The 18968-nt window shown below is 53.6% G+C and carries 17 protein-coding genes; 2 read left to right on the top strand and 15 right to left on the bottom strand.

Translation table 11 applies throughout. From position 1 onward, the window contains the following. Positions 1-5: 5 nt before the first annotated feature. The 13 genes from R3I13_RS19805 to R3I13_RS19745 all read right to left on the bottom strand — a co-directional run bounded on the left by R3I13_RS19805 (position 6) and on the right by R3I13_RS19745 (position 14213). A complete protein-coding gene (locus R3I13_RS19805; RefSeq protein ID WP_346319702.1) occupies positions 6-1826 on the bottom strand; it encodes a phage baseplate assembly protein V in 1821 nt (606 codons plus the stop codon). A gap of 30 nt (positions 1827-1856) precedes the next feature. Next, entirely contained in the window at positions 1857-2597 is a 741-nt protein-coding gene (locus R3I13_RS19800; RefSeq protein ID WP_346319701.1) for a hypothetical protein, read from the bottom strand. Position 2598: 1 nt separating this feature from the next. Then, positions 2599-3516, bottom strand: a complete 918-nt coding sequence (locus R3I13_RS19795) for a hypothetical protein (protein WP_346319700.1) — start codon at positions 3514-3516, stop codon at positions 2599-2601. Positions 3517-3596: 80 nt separating this feature from the next. Continuing rightward, complete coding sequence (gene tssD / locus R3I13_RS19790) at positions 3597-3989, bottom strand: type VI secretion system tube protein TssD (protein ID WP_346319699.1); 393 nt, start codon at positions 3987-3989, stop codon at positions 3597-3599. A 129-nt stretch (positions 3990-4118) separates the two neighbouring features. Then, positions 4119-4520: a type VI secretion system tube protein TssD gene (gene tssD, locus R3I13_RS19785; protein WP_346319698.1), complete on the bottom strand. Its 402-nt coding sequence runs from the start codon at positions 4518-4520 to the stop codon at positions 4119-4121. Between the two features lie 191 nt (positions 4521-4711). Beyond that, a complete protein-coding gene (locus R3I13_RS19780) occupies positions 4712-5281 on the bottom strand; it encodes an NAD(P)H-dependent oxidoreductase (protein WP_346319697.1) in 570 nt (189 codons plus the stop codon). A gap of 44 nt (positions 5282-5325) precedes the next feature. Next, a complete protein-coding gene (locus R3I13_RS19775; protein ID WP_346319696.1) occupies positions 5326-6717 on the bottom strand; it encodes a DUF5458 family protein in 1392 nt (463 codons plus the stop codon). Positions 6718-6808: 91 nt separating this feature from the next. Further along, entirely contained in the window at positions 6809-7255 is a 447-nt protein-coding gene (locus R3I13_RS19770; RefSeq protein WP_346319695.1) for a hypothetical protein, read from the bottom strand. A 97-nt stretch (positions 7256-7352) separates the two neighbouring features. Further along, a complete protein-coding gene (locus tag R3I13_RS19765) occupies positions 7353-9782 on the bottom strand; it encodes an ATP-dependent Clp protease ATP-binding subunit (RefSeq protein ID WP_346319694.1) in 2430 nt (809 codons plus the stop codon). Next, a complete protein-coding gene (gene tssR / locus R3I13_RS19760) occupies positions 9779-12193 on the bottom strand; it encodes a type VI secretion system protein TssR domain-containing protein (RefSeq protein ID WP_346319693.1) in 2415 nt (804 codons plus the stop codon). Before tssR ends, R3I13_RS19765 begins: the two co-directional genes overlap by 4 nt. 33 nt (positions 12194-12226) lie before the next feature. Beyond that, positions 12227-13147, bottom strand: a complete 921-nt coding sequence (locus R3I13_RS19755) for a PKD domain-containing protein (protein WP_346319692.1) — start codon at positions 13145-13147, stop codon at positions 12227-12229. 9 nt (positions 13148-13156) lie between these two features. Beyond that, entirely contained in the window at positions 13157-13660 is a 504-nt protein-coding gene (gene tssO, locus R3I13_RS19750) for a type VI secretion system TssO (RefSeq protein WP_346319691.1), read from the bottom strand. A 40-nt stretch (positions 13661-13700) separates the two neighbouring features. Further along, positions 13701-14213 (bottom strand): hypothetical protein, encoded by a 513-nt coding sequence (locus tag R3I13_RS19745; RefSeq protein ID WP_346319690.1) that lies wholly within the window; start codon positions 14211-14213, stop codon positions 13701-13703. Positions 14214-14464: 251 nt separating this feature from the next. Here R3I13_RS19745 and R3I13_RS19740 point away from each other — a divergent pair, with 251 nt between their 5' ends. Both R3I13_RS19740 and R3I13_RS19735 read left to right on the top strand, forming a co-directional pair. Beyond that, positions 14465-14902, top strand: coding sequence for a GPW/gp25 family protein (locus tag R3I13_RS19740; protein WP_346319689.1), 438 nt, complete (start codon positions 14465-14467; stop codon positions 14900-14902). A 3-nt stretch (positions 14903-14905) separates the two neighbouring features. Further along, positions 14906-16744: a type VI secretion system baseplate subunit TssF gene (locus R3I13_RS19735; protein WP_346319688.1), complete on the top strand. Its 1839-nt coding sequence runs from the start codon at positions 14906-14908 to the stop codon at positions 16742-16744. Positions 16745-16818: 74 nt separating this feature from the next. Here the strand turns inward: R3I13_RS19735 and R3I13_RS19730 are convergent, their stop codons facing one another. Next, the gene (locus R3I13_RS19730; RefSeq protein WP_346319687.1) at positions 16819-17928 is read right to left on the bottom strand and encodes a hypothetical protein; all 1110 of its coding nucleotides are present in this window, start codon (positions 17926-17928) and stop codon (positions 16819-16821) included. A gap of 85 nt (positions 17929-18013) precedes the next feature. After that, complete coding sequence (locus R3I13_RS19725) at positions 18014-18904, bottom strand: TssN family type VI secretion system protein (protein ID WP_346319686.1); 891 nt, start codon at positions 18902-18904, stop codon at positions 18014-18016. Positions 18905-18968: the final 64 nt, after the last annotated feature.

Here is an 18968-nt window from a genome sequence, read left to right as displayed (position 1 = left end):
GGCATTTAACATTGATTGATCTCCACTTCGTTCGCGATGATATTGGCCATGGCGCCACCGTTTGCGGTGAACTTGTCCGCCGCCGTAAAGGTGATCTCTTTCGAATCCAGCTTGGTGGTGCCTGCTGCGGAATTGATCTCTACGTTCTTGGCAGTGGCGGTCAGGGAAATGCTTTCCGTATCCGCCGTGCCTGAAATGCTCTTTTTCGCGCTGATGGCCACCGTTCCTTCGCCGCCGCCCTGCTCGCCCGGCTGGGCGTTGATGGCGATGCTGTTGCTGGAATTGACGATAAAGTCTTTCGTATTGATCGTAAACTTCTGCGGTGCATTGAGCGTAATGGAACCGTCGCCATGCATGGTGAGCACATTGCCGCTGGGGTCTTTCACCACCACGCTGCCCTTGCTGTCGTCCAGCATCACGGTAGCTCCGCTGCGGGTGCTCAGGCTTTTCACCGCATTGGATGCTCCGCCGCCGCCGCCACTGTTGCCGTGATATACGCTGCCCAGCACGAGCGGCCGCGCAATATTCCCCTCCTCGAAAGCCACCACCACCTGGTCGCCTTTTTCGGGCACGAAGGTGAAGCCCCTGTTCTTGTTCACTTTATCGGAACTGCCGGCATTCGGCGATACGACGCGCAGCCATTCGCTCACATCGTTGCAGTTGCATTCCCATTTGAATTTCACTTTCACGCGCCCCTGCCCTTTCGGGTCTTCATTATCCTCCACGATTGCCAGCTGCATATCCGCCAGCGGCTTATCGTATTCCTTCACGGGTATCCGTTCCGAATCGGCCAGGATGGCTTCGAAGGTGTGGTAATAATGCCCTACGCCATCCAGGTGGTGATAAATGCCCGTTACCAGGAAACGGCCCAGCTGCTGAAGGCTGAAGCTAAGTGATTCTTTCACGCTCATGCTCACGTCCACTATTTTCCCAAGCCCCACCTGGGGGTTATCGCCGCTGGCCGTTACCTGCAACAGGTCTGCCATATTGGCTTTTTCCTCGTTCTGCACGTAGGAGTCGATCTCCTTTTTCGAATCGATGCGCACCTGCAGCGGTTGTGAATATATTTTGCTGTACAGCTCGTTCGAAGCGTTCACCGCATGCGCCAGGTCTGGCTGGCCACCCGGGGCAGCTTTGGCTTCGGCTTTAAAGAGCTGGTCTTCTTTGGGATTGTAGGCGAACTTGCGGCTCTTGAGGGGAGCCACCTGCATGGCGTATTGCAGGCTATGCAGGTCGCGGCCGTATACCAGCTTTACTTCCTCCTGTTCGTCAGGCTTACCGAAATGCAGCTTTACGCCGTCGTAATAAAACCATTCATGGTATTCGGCAGACAGGCGGTTGAGGAATTCATAGTCGCTTTCCCGGTATTGAATGAGGTAATCCACCGGTTCCTTGCGGGCCGGGTTGAGCTGGATGTTGAGGTCGTTTTCCGGCGCATCTTCCGTGGCCTTGCGGATCACGGCCGTAAGATCCTTATTAAGATAGGAACCAAGGTCCGGCCCGCGGTCTATCAGTATGCTGGGGCTATACCCACTCACGATCAAGGTGCCATGGTAGCCATGACTCTGAGACAGTTCCACGCGCGTCACTTTACCGGTGAAGAGCTGCTCCTGCCCGGCCATTTTACCGAATTGCACGGTAATGCTCTTGCCCATGAAGCTGCGTGATTTCTCCAGCGATATGATGCCGGGCGCGCCCATTTCATCGTGGTTGAAGCGCAGCTCGAAGTAATGATGTGCGTTGAAACGCTGCTCCAGCGTGAAGGATGAGAAATGAAGGATAGGTGTATCCTCTATGTTGATCTGTACATTCAGTTTTCCTTCCATCGGTTAACTTATTAGCTTGATTGTAAAATATCAGCCTTTCGCGGGCCATTTGGCGTAATAGCCAATTACTTTGTACTCGCCGTTTACACGGCCAAATACGAAGGCGAAATAACTCTCCGCGGTCCCGTTCTTTTCCGGGAACTGCATATATACTTCATACATTTTCGAAGCTTTGTCCGTACACTGCCGCAGCGCTTTGTAATAATCTTCCGGGCTCTGTGCGTCTATCTCAGACAATGCTTCCTCCTTTGCCCCCGGCAGCAGGCGGATCACATCCGGGGTAAAAATGTTTTTGTGGTAGCTGTTGAATTCCCTGCGGCTCACTTTGCCGGATTCCTTGTCCACATCCATGTTCTTAAGGTCTTCATTGCTCCATTGCTGCGCCGTTTGCAGCGGGAAGTACAGCAATGTTGCCAGCTGGCCGGGGTTATCCTGCTGTACGGCTTTCTGGAAAACGGCGAAGAAACGGCGGAACTTTTGTTCCTCGGGGTCAGACGATGATTGTTTTACCGCCAGGGCCGCAGCCGCCAGCTGCCGGCCGGTTGCTGATGTTTGCGCTGCTGCGGATGCGGGGACTGCTGTGCCGGCTGATGGCGCGGGAGCCGGTGCAGCCGAGGTGGACGGCGCAGCGGATATGCCTGTTGCAGCGGCTGTATCTGCTTTCACGGAAGCGGCAGCGGCGCCCTGCGGGCTGCGGGAGTTATGGCAGGCCTGCGTGGCAGTGACCAGGCAGCAACATAAAAAAGTGATATATAACCGGTATGATCTCATACTAAAACCTTGAAATATAGATCAGCCCTCTTTCCTCCATCCGTTTCAGGATCACGGCAGCGCCCATTTGCTGGGAAACCGCCTCTGCGTCAAACTTCCCGTCCTTCACATACTTCCCTTTCGTATAGTGGCCGGAAAAGCTCCAGAGATAAGGCGAGTTAATCTTTTTATATTTAAAATAACCGAAACCGTTATATGCTTCCAGTTTTCGAAGCAGGAAAGGCAATATCCAGTTCCGCACTTTATCGAAATTCATGAACCGCAACGCATCCACGGCGCTCTCTTCGAAAGTGAACGGCGGCGGATGCCCTACTTTCGGCCTTCCTGAAGGCACCTGCACTGTATACCCGGTGAGCGGGTCGCCGTTATGCAGATGTTTATTAAAGCTGAAGCTGCACTCCAGGTAATGCACACAGGCGATAAAATACCAGGGGATACGGCCGGAGTTCATCGAAAAGAAATCCGGTATCCCGTCGTTAAAGCCCAGGTCGAAAGGATTGGCCCTGCTCCCGGGTGCCGGCTTGTTGCTGAGCAGGTCCGGCAACCGGAACGGCTTAGGGGAAAAATCCGGCATCTGTATGTCTCCCGGCTGCATCAGGCTCCGGGCGTAACGGAGCGGCTGGAAAGCCGGCGTAATGCTGCTGAACGCCGCACCGGTTAAACCGGGACTGACCGCCGGCCCCTGCACCAGGCGCGATATCTGCTCATAACGTGAACGGTTGGCCAGCACCTTTTCATCGATCACCTTATCTACCTGCGCTACTTTTTCCGTCGCGATCACACAGGTATCGAACAGGTTGAGGTATTCGAGGTCCGAGGGAGTGGAAGGCACCGCGGCCTTCGCGGCCCGGGATTTCGTTTTTGTCTTCGGCCTGGCCTTGGGTTGAACAGTGGCTGAAATATGTTTTTTCTTCTTCATTTCCTCCTGATGCTGGAATATAGTGAGGTGTGCTGCCCGCATGGAGCAACACACCTGCTTTGTGTATTACAGATAGTGATTTACTTCGGCCAGTCGTTCACATGCTCCGCATTGCCCAGCTTCAGGCTTTGCGCAGAGATCACGAAACTGAGCGTCATCGGGTGGTTGCCCACTACGTTGATGCCTTCGTTGTACTGGATGATGTACCCGTTGCTGAAGAACAGCTCTTTCATCTTGGCGTCTTCCTCGGTCTTTTTGATGATCACTTTACCGGAGAAAGGCTTGAACTGGCTGTTCACCATCGACTCGATCACGGATGTATCTTCTGTTGATTCCACTTCCACGTGAATGGTTCCCCCGTAAACGCCGGATGAAGGACGGCCTTTGGCGTCCACATCGCGGTTGAGCGAAAAACTGCATTGCAGTACATCATATTCCTTGCTGCCCAGTTGCAGCGTTGCTTTAAATGCCATAGTGTTTCAAAATTTAAATGCTGCGAAAAAGATTGGTTTCACCGGCCTTTATGCACAGCCAGGCATCACATGCAATGATGTGAACGCGGCGGAGATACATAAGGTAACGGGAAAATTCAGATGGGAGGACTAGGCTTTGGCGTCCGGCCAGTCGTTCACGTGCTCTGCATTGCCCAGCTTCATTTTGCGGGCGGAGATCGTGAATTTTAGCTTCATCGGGTCAGCCCCGATCACGTTGATGCCTTCCGTGTATTTGACGATGTAAGCCCCTTCAAATGCCACTTCCTTCATCTTGGCGTCTTCTTCTGTCTTTTTAATAAGCACAGTGCCGGAGAATGGCTTGAACTGGCTGTTTACCATCGCTTCGATGATAGACGTGTCTTCAGTGGATTCCACTTCAACGTCGATAGTGCCGCCGTAAACGCCTGAGGAAGGGCGGCCTTTGTGGTCAACATCCCTGTTGAGGGTGTAGCTGCAGCTCAGTACATCGTACTGCTTACCTGCCATGTTTAATCTTGCATTGAATGCCATGTTAATTAAAATTTATAGGTCAACGAAAAAAATGAATATGGTTACGATTGATGGTTTCCGTATGATCTCCGTGGTTTCCTTTGGCAGATGTTGAGCTACAATTCTAGAGGTTCTTCCGAGTTTCAAACAATTTATCTGTTGGCTAAAAGTAAGCTAAAATATCACAGCAAGAATTTTAAAGGCGTTAAATTTTACATGAATTTTTGACCGAACGCATGCATCTTTCCTATCCATTTTTTTGCATAATCATTCTCCGGTGAATGTACATACCCGATCGTGCATGTACGCACCGGCATCACCCTGCAACGCTCCATCACATTGCGTTTGATGGAATGATAGGTAGGTTGTTTGTTCACCTGCCACTCCCGCCAGCTTTCTTCATCGAGTACAGACACAATCCGTGCCGATTTGCCCGGGTACCATCCCGGACCTGAAGGATTCCCGCCGCTCATACCCTGAGGCGGCACAAAAAGCCGGTCAAAGAAACCGGACAGCTTTGCCGGTATCGAATCATGGTTCACCGTACAGAAAAGCACCAGGTGCGTAGCCCAGCGTATCTTTTCCAGCGCAGCCTGCAAGTCCGGCTCCAGTGGCGTGATCTGGTTAGAGAATTGTTTATTGCTGTTGAACTTAAGGTCCATAATAAACAACTCCTTCACCATCGCCCCCGCCTCTTCGGCGCCCTGCCGGTACGCTTTGGCAAATTCATGGTTGATGCCCGCCTTGTCTGCATCGCCGTGTAAAATTAACAGTTGCTTCATGTTATATCTTGCAAATATAACATTCAGCCATTCATATCAAAGGCCTAGGCCTGGGCCGCATACTCCGTATTCCAGGTGGTATGCTCGTCCTCCCCTTTATGCCCGTCCAGCTTCACCACAAAGCTTTTCGCCGGAAAATAAGGAGTGATATGTATATCCAGGTGGATGCGGTCTTTCTGCACCTCATCCCGCTCAAAACGCATGATCTTGAACCGCTCTATCAGCCTGTCAGGCCCCTGGATGCTATCCAGGAAACGCACGATCTGCTGGCGCAGGTCGCTCTCGGTTTTCGTGTTCCAGTTCTCAAATGCACGGCGGTTCAGGAAGTCGAACAACACCTTCGTGATGTAATCGAACACGCGCACCACGGAATAGGTCTGCAGCCCGATGTTATCCCCGTTGAACAAGGTCTTCGCCGAGAAGGCCATCACCTTACCGTATTCATTCACCATCGGCACCAGGCCCAGCCTTTCCAGCTGGGATATCTCGCTCTTCTTCAGGTCGAACCGCACCCCGTCTGCCTCGTTCATCCCGCCATGTTTTTTCCCCGCCGTTACCTGGCTCATCAGCGTGTAATACATTTTACCCGCCAGCGCCGCAGAGCCGGGCACATGCAGGTCGTCTTCCTCTCCCGCTTCGTCAACCTTGCCGCGTCCTACCAGCCAGTTGCAGGTCATGATCACGTTGGAACGGAAGGCGTCGCCGCCGGTAAGATTAGCCGCGGTGAAAAGATCTATCACATCATCAGGCTGGTCCAGGTTCACGAAATCCGTTACCAGCATGGTCTTGTTGGCATGCGCGATCTTCGCCCAGCGCTCCAGCACCTTATTGGAACCCAGGTAGCCGGGGATCACCAGCAGGGAATAGTTGTCCCGCAGGTCCAGCCGGTCGTAATTCTGTTTCAGCTCCGCCGCCACATGTTCAATGAAGCGCGGGTTGTCCAGGTCAGCCAGCTGGTCTATGGACGCATTCAGGATGGCCACATTCACCAGCTTATCGCTTTCCGTATTCTTATAAAAAAGATGCACGGTACGGTAAGCCTGCTCCAGGTTGCGCGTAGCGTCCAAAGCCAGGCCGATGTTCTTTTTCAGCAGGCTGTCTGACTCATCCGCCTTTTGCTGGCATTCATCTTTCAGCTCGCTGAGAGCCCCCTGCTTTTGCAGCAGCTCCTGCCATATTTCAATTTTTTTGAGCAGCTCTTTTCTTTCCGTGGCCTTGTCCTGGTCTGTCAGGAATATTTTTTTCCGGGCCTTGCGTTCGGGGTTGAGGTTCTGCAAACCGTCAAGGATGGCTTCCAGGAAGTCGAACCCTCCTGCCTTGACCAGCTTCTGCAAACTTTCGTCGAGCGATAATGCGGTGGTTTCCGTTGGAACGGCATGTTGCAGGGCCGGCTGGTCCTGCCTGGTTTCCTGCATTCTTTCGTTAGATGCTGACATGAAGTACGGTTTTAGCTGTCCAGCAGCGGAACAGCGGGTATTAATTATAGTATATGGTCCTTTTCTAAAAGGTCAAAACAATCGTCGTGTATCAGGTATGCTGCTGTAGTTCTTTAGCAAGGTTTTCCAGCGCTGCCGCGAAGGCCTGGCGGGTCTCCGGGTTCTCGAGCGTCGCTTTCAGCGTTTTATTGGTCTTCAGCTGGCGTATGATGTTCAGGTACATATCGCTTTCCACTTTGAGGTTGCGGAGCGTATCGCTTTGCTGTACCAGGCTCTTCACGGAAAAATCACCGAGGTGCTCAAACCGTAAGGTCTCATCTTTCACTGAACCGTCATTGTTCTCAAAACTTACGCCCACACTGGGTTTGAAGTGCCTGAACACTTCGTCTTCCGTTTTGAGTCCTTCCACTATTTCAGGCTTCACGGGTTCGTTGTCGGTTAACTGCTGAATAAATAAGGTCTTGTTGGGCGATATGTCTACGAATGCTTCCGATGCATCCACTTTACGTTCGTTTCCGCCGATTTCATAATTGAACATATCTGAACTTTTTTGAGATAATAGATTAACAAAATTTACGGGTCTATATAAAAATAAGTTTTTTGTTTCAAAACATTTTCAAAACGACATTAATTTTTTACGATGACGCTATCGTCCATTCCAGTTCCTCACTTCCTTCCCTCAGCCCCACTTTTATTTTCTTCCCCGCGCCCAGTTCGCCTGCGATAATATGGCGCGAGATAGGTCTTCTCAGCTTATTCCGGATCACGCCGGATATCTGCCGCGCGCCGTAACGGGGCGTGAAACCGCTTAGTGCCAGGGCTTTTCCGGCCTCTTCGGTGATCTCCAGCGAAATGTGCTGGCGCGCCAATGCCTCCAGTAAACTCTTCAGCTGTATATGAAATATTTTCACCACGTTTTCTTCGGTGATCGGGCTGAACGGAACGATCTCCGATAACCGCGCCAGGAATTCAGGCCTGAAATGACGCGTCATCAATTCCATCAATTGCACACCAGTGGGAATGTTATTGTTGTTAAACTGTTCGGTGACCCACTCGCTGCCAATGTTTGAAGTGAACAGGATAAGCGCGTTGCTGAAATCTCCCTCCTTCCCCAAACGGTCATGGATAATGCCTTCGTCCATGATCTGGAGAAAAATATCGAACACGGAAGGATGGGCTTTTTCAATTTCATCAAACAACAGTACAGCATAAGGCTGCTGGCGGATCTTGTTCACAAGCAGGCCGCCTTCTTCATACCCCACATATCCCGGCGGAGCGCCATACAGCAACGCGGCCGAATGCTCTTCCTTGAACTCGCTCATGTCGAACCGGATCATGGCCTTTTCGTCGTTGAATAAAAATTCGGCGATAGACTTCGCCAGCTCCGTTTTCCCGGTGCCGGTAGGCCCCAGCAAGAAGAACGAACCAATGGGCTGCCCTTTCTTTCCCAAACCGCTCCGCGATTCAAGAATGGCGGCAGACAATGCTTTCAGCGCATGGTCCTGCCCCACTACCCGCTGCTTCAGGTGCGTTTCCATGTTCATTAGCTTCTCCTTCTCTCCTGCCTGTATCTTGCCGATAGGTATGCCCGTCTTGAATGCCACCACAGCCGCAACGTCCTGCGGGCCGGCGCTTTCCGTTCGTGTGGCGGCAAAACCGCTCAAGGCATCCAGCATGCCGGCGAGATAATCCTTACCGGGCTCCCCATCCGGCGGCGCCGCATCATGGCGGCCCAGCAGCACGGGACTGAGCCGCCGGCGTATATCCGTGTATACTTTGGCGGCATCGGGCTCTTCCTGCAACAACAGCCGTAGCTGTTCCAGTTCCTGCACGGAGGTTTCGTTCATCATCTTGATGGCGGCCATCGTTCTGTCCAGCAGGTCAAACGCTGCATCGGGCAGGCGGCGGTCTTTCATATACCTGCGCGCCAGGCGCACGCATTCCTGCACAGTGCCTTCATCTGCTTTCAGCTGGTGATGCTGCTCGTACAACGGCAGCTGGCATTCCAGCATGCGCGTGGCAGTGGCATCGTCCGGCTCTGCTACCTGCACGATCTCGAAGCGGCGGCTGAACGCTTTTTCAGGCTCTATCAATTTCCTGAATTCTTCGATAGTGGTGGCGCCGATCACGGTGATCTCCCCCCGCGCCAGTTCCGGCTTGAGCAGGTTGCCCGCCCCGCTGCCGATGGAACCTTTCGGGTCCAGCAGGCTGTGTATCTCGTCGATGAAAAGGATCACTTTGCCGGAGCGCTTGATCTCCGCAATGATGCTTTTCAACCGGTCTTCTATTTCCCCTTTGTAAGCCGCCCCGGCGATCAGGCTGCCGGTATCCAGTTCCATCACGACAGCTTCTCTCAGCGCTTCAGGCACATGACCGTTCACGATCTGCTGCGCAAGACCATCCACCAGCGCGGTTTTCCCCACGCCTGCATCACCGGTGATGATCACGTTGGGCTTGGTGCGGCGGCATAATATTTCCATCACCATACGCAGTTCCGCATCGCGGCCAATGATCGGGTCCCGGTGGCCGCGGCGTGCTTCAGCGGTCCTGTCTATGCAATATTTGGCCAGCGCCCCGGTGGGCGCTGCTTCGGGTTCCGCTACTGTTGTTCCGTTCACCGCCGGTGCGGCATCGTCCAGGTAATGACTGATGAGCTCGCGTTCCTTCAGCGGGTACGATTTCATCTGTTCTGCCGGGAAACCCGTATTGGGCTTACTGATAGCGGCCAGCACGCAGATAGGTGTGATCAGGTCCAGCCCCATGCGGAGCCTTACGTCATCGGCTTCTTCCAGCACAACGGACACTTCCGGCGTGCCTTTTACGTCGGATGAAAGCGTTTGCGCGTTCGGATATTCGTCCATCCGCACTTCCGCCCACTCCTGCAGGTAACCCGCATCTTTGTTGATAGCCTGCAGGAAAGGCCGCAGGCCGGTTTCACGGTGCAGCAGCCCTGCCAGCAGATGCGGCGGGCCGTAACTGGCGTGCTTCCGTTCCCGCGCCAGGCCCTGAGCCACGTGCACGGCATGTTTCACGGATTCGCTGAGGTTCAGAAAGTTCATGGTCATTCGTTTTCTTTTGCGGCTGCCACAGACACGGGTTCTTTGCTGCCATATTTCCAATCCTGCTGCACTACATAGAAGTAAGGCCTGCCATTGGAAATAAAATAATCGCCGGTTTGCAGCTGCACTTTCAGCACCTGGTTGCACTTGCGCAGGTAGGTCACCAGCTGTTCAAACTCTTCGCTGCTCATGCCGTTCTTAATGCTCTTCACGGAGAAACCGCCCAATGCGCCTGCGTCTACCGGCATGCCGGTTGCTTTTTCTATGTATGCGGGCAGCTTCATATTTTTTACCAGCGATTTGGTGGTGCTTCCTTTCCATTGACTGCTGCCATAAGCAACGTAAGTGCGGTACAGCATCTTGCGGAAAGCCTTGCTGTCCTGCTCCAGGTTATCGCCGCTCAGCCGCGAAAGCAGGTCCGTCAGCTGCAGCATTTCATCATGGCTCAGCAGGATAGCGAACTGCACGGGCGCGTTTTTCGCCACGATCCCTTCCTTAGCGTTCACGTCAAAATAATATTTGAAAGCATTATGCGGCAGCTGTTCGCCGAAATCCCGCGGCAGTGTGAGGCCGGGTTGATTGATGCTGTTCATCACGGGGTCGGGTATCTTTTCACGGAGACGGCCGGAGGTCATGAACACACTGTCCAGCGAGGTGATGATCTGCCGGTTATCTGTATATACTTCCCCGAGGAAGCGGTCCAGCGCGATCATCATTTCACGGTTCGTTTTCACTTCGCCCCTGGCGGGAAACACGATAGCGCCGGGAATGAGGCTGCCCTCGGGATAGTTGAGATAATACGATACCGAATCTGTGTAAGAGGTGTTGAACTGCTGGGTAACGGCCAGGCCTTCACCTTTCACCATCCGCAGCTTTTTATTCTCCGCCTGTTGCTGGGCAGCCCTTTCAAGCAGCTGCCGCGATTCCAGCACGAAGTTGTTGAACGAGGGATCGAACTTGTTGTATACCTGGAAAATGAGCATGCGCGCGTCTGTTTCGGTAAGCCCGCGCACCAGCTGATCTTCCGTGCTCACGCCTTTCAGGTTGCCTGTGCTGCCCGCCACGATGATGAGGTTCGTTTGCATCTGGTATTTTTTCAGCACGTTGATGGCCTGCTGCAATCCTTCATAATAAGGCTGGTTCGTCACGGTACCGTTGCACTGCTGCGTGAGCGCGGCCTGCTGGTTGATGAAATCCACGATCCTGCTGTAATTGCCCGTGGGCTCAAAGGTGTTCATCCCTTTGCTTTGGTAGCAGCCTTCGCTGCCGCGGTATACCACTGCGCCGAAACGGTATTCGTAACCGGCGTATGATTTTTTGCCGAAGATGTCTGCAAAGTTCTGGATGGTATTGGTGATGCCTGGAAGATAATTTTTCATGCTGCTGCCGCCGTCCACTACAAACATCACGTTCACGCGGTTGCCGAAGCGGCGCAGGCGGAGATAATTGTTGTAATCGATGCGCGTGCCTTTGATATTGATCACCGTGTTGCTGGATTTGTCGAACACATTACCGGCAACGGAGGAAGGAAAAGCATGCGCCATAACGCCCAGCCCCTTGTGCTGCATAACGGGAATGGAACGGAAAACGGGGTTGCCGGGCGGCAGCAACGGGTCGTATTCAAAATTGCCGCCGCTGGGTTTGGCGGGCGTGAGCCTGCTGCTGAAATACCGCGCTGCGGTGGAGTCTTCGTCGTAGGTAGACACCCGTTCGTTGCCCACGTACAACCTGCTGCCCCAGAGGTGCACTACGTCGGCAGATACCCAGCCGGCCACGGAAGCGGCCGCACTGTCTGCCGTCAGCTGGCTGGCATGCCCTACCAGGGCCTTGCGCCGGTCTTCCGAAAATTTATAGATATATACGAGGTCGTGCAGTTTCAGTTTTTCTGTGGCTTTCGCCTGCAATTCGGGCGAGTTGAATACGATCACGGAATCGTGCGCGAAGTAGAACTTCGGGCGGGCAATGGGGTCGCCGCTGCTGATGATGGTAACGGCTTTGATGGGGAAGCCGGTGCGTTCGTCCGTCAGCGCTTTCTGCCACATCAGCACTTTGTGCCGCGGGATCCAGCCGTAGCTCACGGCTTTGCGTTTATCTTTCAGCTTGGTGCCTTTCAGTACGGAAGGATCGTATTTCACCAGGCGCAGGTACCCCTCTTTTTCATCGCTTACGAAAAAGGGCTGCATAAAAGCGAGCTTTTTGAACACCAGTGAACCGCCGGGTGAGGTAGTAGTGTAATTATCTTCCCGGTCGGAAAAAACGATCCAGGCCGTGGGCGCCGCTTTGCCTGACGGGTCTTTGGTTTCGGGCGTAGGGTTGCGGAAATTCCCCGGCATGCGCGTGATCCGCTTGCCGGCGTAGAACTGTGCCTGCGACTGAAGGCAGCATATAACGGTTAATACAAAAAGGATCCCTCTCATTGCTTTACTGGCATTTATATACAATCGTAAATATCATTGGCGGCGATGTTGTTTCACCTGCACCAGGCTCACGCATTTGGAAGGCGAAAGGGTGAGGCTTACTTCATCTATCACCACGTTTTTGCTGAACGTGAGGCCGATGCAGTAGGAATAAAAATCCGTGTTCTTTTTTCCTGTTTCGTCCTGCGCCTGCGCGGTGGTCTTTTCGCCGTTGCACAGGTATTTGCGGACGAGATAATAATAATGCGTATTGAAATTGGCCCCGTTGGCAATGGCCTGGAGCCTTGTTTTAAAATCGTCCATCAGTGCCTGCCCGCCTGCATTCGGGTCCACCAGGCCAATGTCTGTCAGCGGCTCGGTGATGGTGAGCACGGTGTAAACGGGAACGGGACTTTTATCCGTCTGCAGCGACACCGTGTATCTTCCGGGCGAACGGTAGGTGTAATAAGCGTTGCGGCCTTTCGCATCCACGCGGCCTGTTTCCCCGAAAGACCATTCGAAGATATTGGCTTCGCCTTCTGCTTCCAGCCGCAGCTGCATGCCGGTTACGCCGGCGGTGGGCCCTGAAATGCGGATGCTGTCTGTCAGCGCCATCGGCACGGTATCTTTCACCACTACGGCAAACTGCTGCTGCAGCTTCCCGTCTACCGTGAGGCGCACCAGGTAAGTGCCTGATTCCCGGAAGCGGTAGTAGCCGCTTTGTTCCTTCGATTTGCTGCCATCGCCAAATTCCCATTTCCATTCCGATGAGCCGGGCGTATTATCTGTATACACGAGGTTTTCGTTGAGGAAGATCTCGTTGCGCAGCAGGTGGGCGTTGATCTCCCGGTTGCCCATCAGCAGCTTGATGAGCAGGAAAACGACCGCCAGCAGCAGCACAGCGAGGATGATGTAGAGATAGATCCGGTTCCGGTTGTCCGTTTGTACGGCCTTATGCTTCGTAGTTCCTTCCATTGAGTGGTATCAGTTGGGTTGTTGGCGGTTTCGGTTGATGAACGCTTCCTGCAGGCCGCGCTGGGAAAGCTTGCACTGCTCAAGGTCCTGCTCCAGCTTCCGGATATTCCGGTAATTGCCTCTCAGCTCTTTTTTGTCGTAGAAAAGGATCTCCAGCAGCTGCGCTTCCTGATGGAAGGTTTTGTACTTGAGGTCGTGCGCCTTCCGCTGGTAAGCCGCTTTGATGCCCGCGATGGAGTTGAGGATATCTGATTCGAGGAACAGCGCGGTGACCGTGGGATCGAATTCCATGATCCTTTTGTAGGTGGAATCCACGGCCGGCTGCACTTCGGCTACGGCCTGCGCAAATTGTTCTTCTTCCTGTATGCGCTGCGACAGCTTTTCTTTCATGGCTCCGCCGCTGTGGGCGCCTGTTCCGAACAGGAGCCAGGCCAGCAGCCCGGTGGTCAGGATGGTAAGGATGAGCAGGAAGATGAATTGTTCCTGTCTTTCTTTGATGCTCAGATGCGCCATTTCAGACGATGCTTAATGAGGTAATGAATGAAAATCAAAATCAATAACGGTTCAGCTTTTTGATAGCACTTTTCGTGGCAAGGCCGCATGCATCCAGCTGCTGCCGCAGGCTTTCGGTGCTGAAGCGGGTTTGCGACAGCGAATCTTTCAGGCTGGCGAGGGCCACTACCTGCCGGGTCATTTTGCCGTACAATTCATAACCGGGCGCGGGCTCTTCGCGGTTGGCTTCCAGCAGGCCGCGCACGCGGTTGTTCTCCACCTGCACGCCGTTGATCAGCAGCGCCTGGTTGCTCAGTTCGCGGGCGTCGGAATTTACATACTGGCTGAGCGCGCGGAGCTTGTGCAGCACCTGGTCGAAGCGGCCGGTAAGCTCTTCGCGCTGGTAAGCCTGCTGGTCGTACAGGCGGGCCTGCGCGGAAAGCAGCTTCAGCTCCTGGCGGGCGGTGATGAAAAAACAAGCCGCACAACCCACTACAAACAGGATCAGTACTACAAAATGAATGATGAAGTTGAAATATCCCTTATTCAGTTCATGCTGATTGACAGGTTTCATAAATCATGGTTTCAGGCTTTCGGATACGGCCAATGTTTGGGTAACCGGGTTATACACTAATGGCGCTTGGCTCTTCTCTTTTATATGGTCTGTTCCGCTTGGTCTTTCTTTGCGCGTACCGGGCTTTTCATATTAAGGTTAACTAATATGCAATGATTTCCCGTGTGTCCGAAGATACAAACAAATATTATGCTGGAAAATGAATTTATCGCGAATTTATTTAGATTTGAATGAAGTAACCCGTTAACCGCATGAGTGCCATATTCTACAAAAAACCTTTCGACCTCCGCCGGCTGTATGCCCACCAGCCCCTCGAAACCTGCGATACCGGCGTTTCTATCAGCCAGCATATTGAACTGATCATTTTTTCCCGCTTCGGCGAGCACCGCTTCGATCCGGGTTTCGGTTGCGAGATATGGGAGCTTGATTTTGAATTGATCGTAAATGAATCCATGTGGGAAGAGAAGATGGCGCAGAGCATCAAACGCAGCGTGCGCGAACAGGAAAAGCGGCTCACCGGCGTGGATGCGTTCCTGAAAGTGGAAGACGTGGAGAAGGTGTTCCCGCTGCGGCGCATTACCGAGATCAAGAAAAAGGCGGAGGTGACGGTGACCGGAAAACTGGCAGATACGGGAGAAAATTACGTATTCACCACGGCACTCTTTTTGAGCCCGCTCTCATCAGAATAAACCATGCAGTTCCCATTACATTATACATCCAGGGAAGATATCCGGGCGCGCATGCTGCAAAGCGCGGCGGAGTTCTGGGGCATCCGCTCGGCCGCCGAGCTGGACCCGATGGTGCGCCTCCTTATTGAAGCGCTCAGCGCAGAGCTGTACAATCTCGCCAACGACCTCCGCAATACCGAGCAGCGGCTGCTGGGCAAGCTGGCATCCCTGCTCACGCCAGACCTGCTTACTGCTCCCCTGCCCGCACATGCGCTCATGCAGGCCACCCCGCTGGATGCTTCGGAAACTTTGCCTGATCATACCCACTTCGTATATGGCCCGCGCAAGCAGGGTGCTAGCAGCTCGCAGGACGTGTATTTCACCCCTGCCGTGCCCGCACGCATACACGATGCGCAGGTGCAATACGTGGCGACGGGCAACCGGTTGTACCAATACGACCTCAAAAAGGGGAAAATATTGCAGGCCGCCGGTTCCGGCTTTCTCCCCGCCCGCACCATCTGGCTGGGCATCCGCGCTAATGGCGGGATCTCGGGTGAAGAAGCATTCCCGCTGTATTTCAACTGGCCCCATTTTTCCTTCGATCATGAATATTATAAATTACTGGCGCTCAGCGAATGTTCCGTTAACGGGGCTGCGTTGAGCCAGGATGCGGGCTTCCCGCATAACGGGGAGGAATTGCTTAACGCCCGCGGGCTGCTGAACAAAACCATTGCGTTCGACACCATGCCCGTGATCATCCGCGATGTGCTGGAATATTACAAAGATCATTTCCTCACGATTCATATCAATTTCCAGGAGCACGAACCGCTGAAATATCCTGCCGCATTTGAACAGGTGTTCAACACCAACGATCTCGGCAAGCTGCAGGACCCGCTCACCTGGCTGCGCATCACCGTGCCTGCGGCCTTACAGCAGCCGCTGCTGGACAATATGGACGTGTCGCTGAATACCTTTCCTGTATTGAACCGCAGGCTGCATAAGATCAAGCACCGCTTCAGGGGTGTGGGCAGCATCATTCCCATCAAGCCGGAGCCGAATGAATATTTTTTCAGCGTTCACCAGCTGGCAGACAGCCGGGGCAAACAATACCATCCTGTTTCGTACAACGACGGCGCCACGCAGGAAGAAGACTCTTACTCTGTGCGATTGGGCGGCGCCGAGCGGTTCGACAGCCGGAATGCGCGCGAGATGATCGATTACCTGTTCGAGCTGCTGCGCGATGAAAGCGCGGCCTTCTCCGCCTATGGTTACGATTTCCTGACGGACGTGCTCCGCAACCTGCGGCAGAACATTGCCCTCGTGGAGCAGAAGGCCAAGCACAGCCTGACAGACATGACCGAATCTACCCGTTACGTGATCGTGAAGCCGCAGCAGGCGGTGGAAGTGATGTACCTGGAATACTGGACCACCCAGAGCGAAGCGGCCCACCAGTTGAGAAGCGGTTTACCCCTGATACAATTTGAAGGAGCGGGCACACGCGCCGATTCGCTGCAACTGGCCAGCAGACCTGTGGGCGGGCGGAAGGCGGCGGACCAGGGTAATTTATTGCAGGCTTACAAATACGCGCTGATGACGCGGGACAGGATCGTAACCGAAGATGATATCCGCAATTTCTGCCAGCACGAACTGGGGCAGCGCGTAGCTTTCGTGCAGGTAAAACGGGGAGTGATGGTATCGGTTCACCCGAAAGAAGGCCTCAAAAAAACGACAGACATCCACATCACGCAGGCGCCCAACCACCCGTATACGCAGGAGGAATGGGATCTTGCCGGCAGGCAGCTTTTGCACAAGCTGAACACGCGCAGCGGCATACATACCAGTTACCGTATTTTCCTTGATTAACCTGCACACCGCCGGTACGGGGATTCCGGTATCGCGCAATGCAAGATACATGCCGTTACCCTGACGCGTTCCGGTTAATCCAGCAACGTCCAGGAGCTGCGCACACGGGTTTGCTCTACCTGCTTCTGTTCCGCCACTACGATATTCTCTTTCCGCTGGCCGATGAACTCAAGGCTGGCCAGTTTATTCCAAAGCGCCGCCAGCACCTGCATGCAGCCGTTCACCTGTTCCATCGAATGGCGGATATTGTAATGATCGTACACCACATCGATCGTACGCATGAGCAGGTCTTCGAAGTTGCCGGGCGTCACGTCTTTCCATTCGTAGAAATATTTCAGCATCTCTTCTTTTTCCCTGGCCCCGGGATAGTGCAGCGAAGTGTGGAAGATATGCGCGAGGTTGGAGAAACAGTTTACCAGCGCAATGGGCGGCTGCTGATGCACCATGTTGCGGTAAGAAAAAAACACCTGCGCGATATAATCCAGCAAACGCTCCGCCAGCATTTTAATGTTGACGGCCAGCGGCGTCCGGCTGTCGCGCGCGGAAACTTTTTCGATGATGCGCAGGCTGCTGATCTGTATTTCGTTGAGCAGTATGCTGAAGCGCTCATAATATTGGATAAGCCCGGGATGGCTGATGATGGCGGCGGAGGGTGGGATGTAGAGATCGTTCACCGCCGTGCGGCCGTTCTGCCGCGTCAGCTGCCCGATCACCAGGTGATGCAGGCCCATTTCCGCCGCTTCCACCTGCGCTGCCGGCAGCATGTTCAGCTCATATTGATGCACTGCATACGGATGGCGGGGCGGCGTTTCCTCCGGGTCCGGCACGCCGGCGGGTACGTGTTCGTACGGGTTCATGGCCAGTACGATGGCGTATTGCACGGCTACGCCTTCCGCTTCGTCTTCCCCGGAAAAAGTAAATTGTTTCACCAGTTGATGGTCATATTCCTCCGGCATAAAATGGAACCGCACCCCGCCGGATGTAATGGCGTTGCAATGCCGCAGGCGCACTTCCACCTGGCCGGCCATCCGCTCGGTGATCTCGAAATCGCAGGACAGGCGCCTGCCGCGGTAGGGCGGCAGCAACCCGAAATCATAACTGCGGAGAAAAACGGAAGCCTGGTCGCGCAGTGAATCCGTAACGTGGTTGCCGGTATCAACAAACTGGCGGCGGGAAATTTTCATTCCGTCCACCCAATTTACAGCATGGTGTTTTACAGGATATAACATAACAATCCGATCTTGAACTTTTTTCGGTAAATGCGTGTCTCTACAATATCACCACGCGGTCTTCGCCGGCTGCTTCGTGCTGCAGGCGGGTGACCCTCCTGGCAAAAATCGTGTGTTTCTCTTTCACCAGGTTCTTCTCCATGGTGAGCGCCGGGTCTATAAACTGTTTCCTTTTAAAGAAGGAAGGCTTCAGGTAAAAGATCCACCCATAGGCTTCGCCTTCTTCCGAACGGTAATGGATGCCGTTGCGGGGAAACTTCAGGTTATAATCGTCTATGAATTTTTTGAACCACACCCCGAAATTCATGTCGGGCGGGGCTTTTACTTTCACTTTCAGCGGCGACGGGTCTGCCGCGCCTTTGAACAATTCCACTTCCAGCACTTTCAGCTTATCCAGGTCCACATCATACATGTCCAGTTGGGGCGCTTTTTCAGGATAATACCATACGGAATAGATCTCCGAAGGAATGCCCGTCATCGCGATATACGTCCACCAAAACACCGGCGGGACGAAGAACGCCAGCACGGAAGTGCCTGCCAGCCAGCCATAATTGAGCCCGTTGAAGAACCTGAACACCAGCTGGAACAGGTAAACGCCCAGCAGGCCAACGATCAGCCCGAGCAGGATCAGCATGCCTTTGCGTTCGGTAAGGGCCTCGGGCATGTGCCGGCTGAGGAGGATAACGGCAGTAATACCCAGCAACAGGTATGCCACTTGTGCGAGCATATAACCCCAGGGCATAAATTGCAGGCCCAGGGCGCCTAAAAATCCGGGGAGGCCCAGTACCAGGCCGGTTAAAAGCAGCGTGACCACCAGCCGGCGGCTGCCCATGATACGGTTCTTCTTGTTCAGCACCACCATTACCGCAGCCATAATAACAGCAATAAGCGGGAACAAAATATAGCTGACGAAGGTCGATTTTACATCCATAGTCTATGGTCAACAAATTATAACAGGAAAATACGGAATAAACGCAAACATATTCCTGTAAAGG

This window comes from Chitinophaga sp. YIM B06452 (genome assembly GCF_039655965.1).
In the GTDB taxonomy this organism is placed as follows: domain Bacteria; phylum Bacteroidota; class Bacteroidia; order Chitinophagales; family Chitinophagaceae; genus Chitinophaga.
The sequence above is the reverse complement of the archived record's forward strand: the minus strand, read 5'-3'. Positions and strand labels throughout refer to the sequence as shown.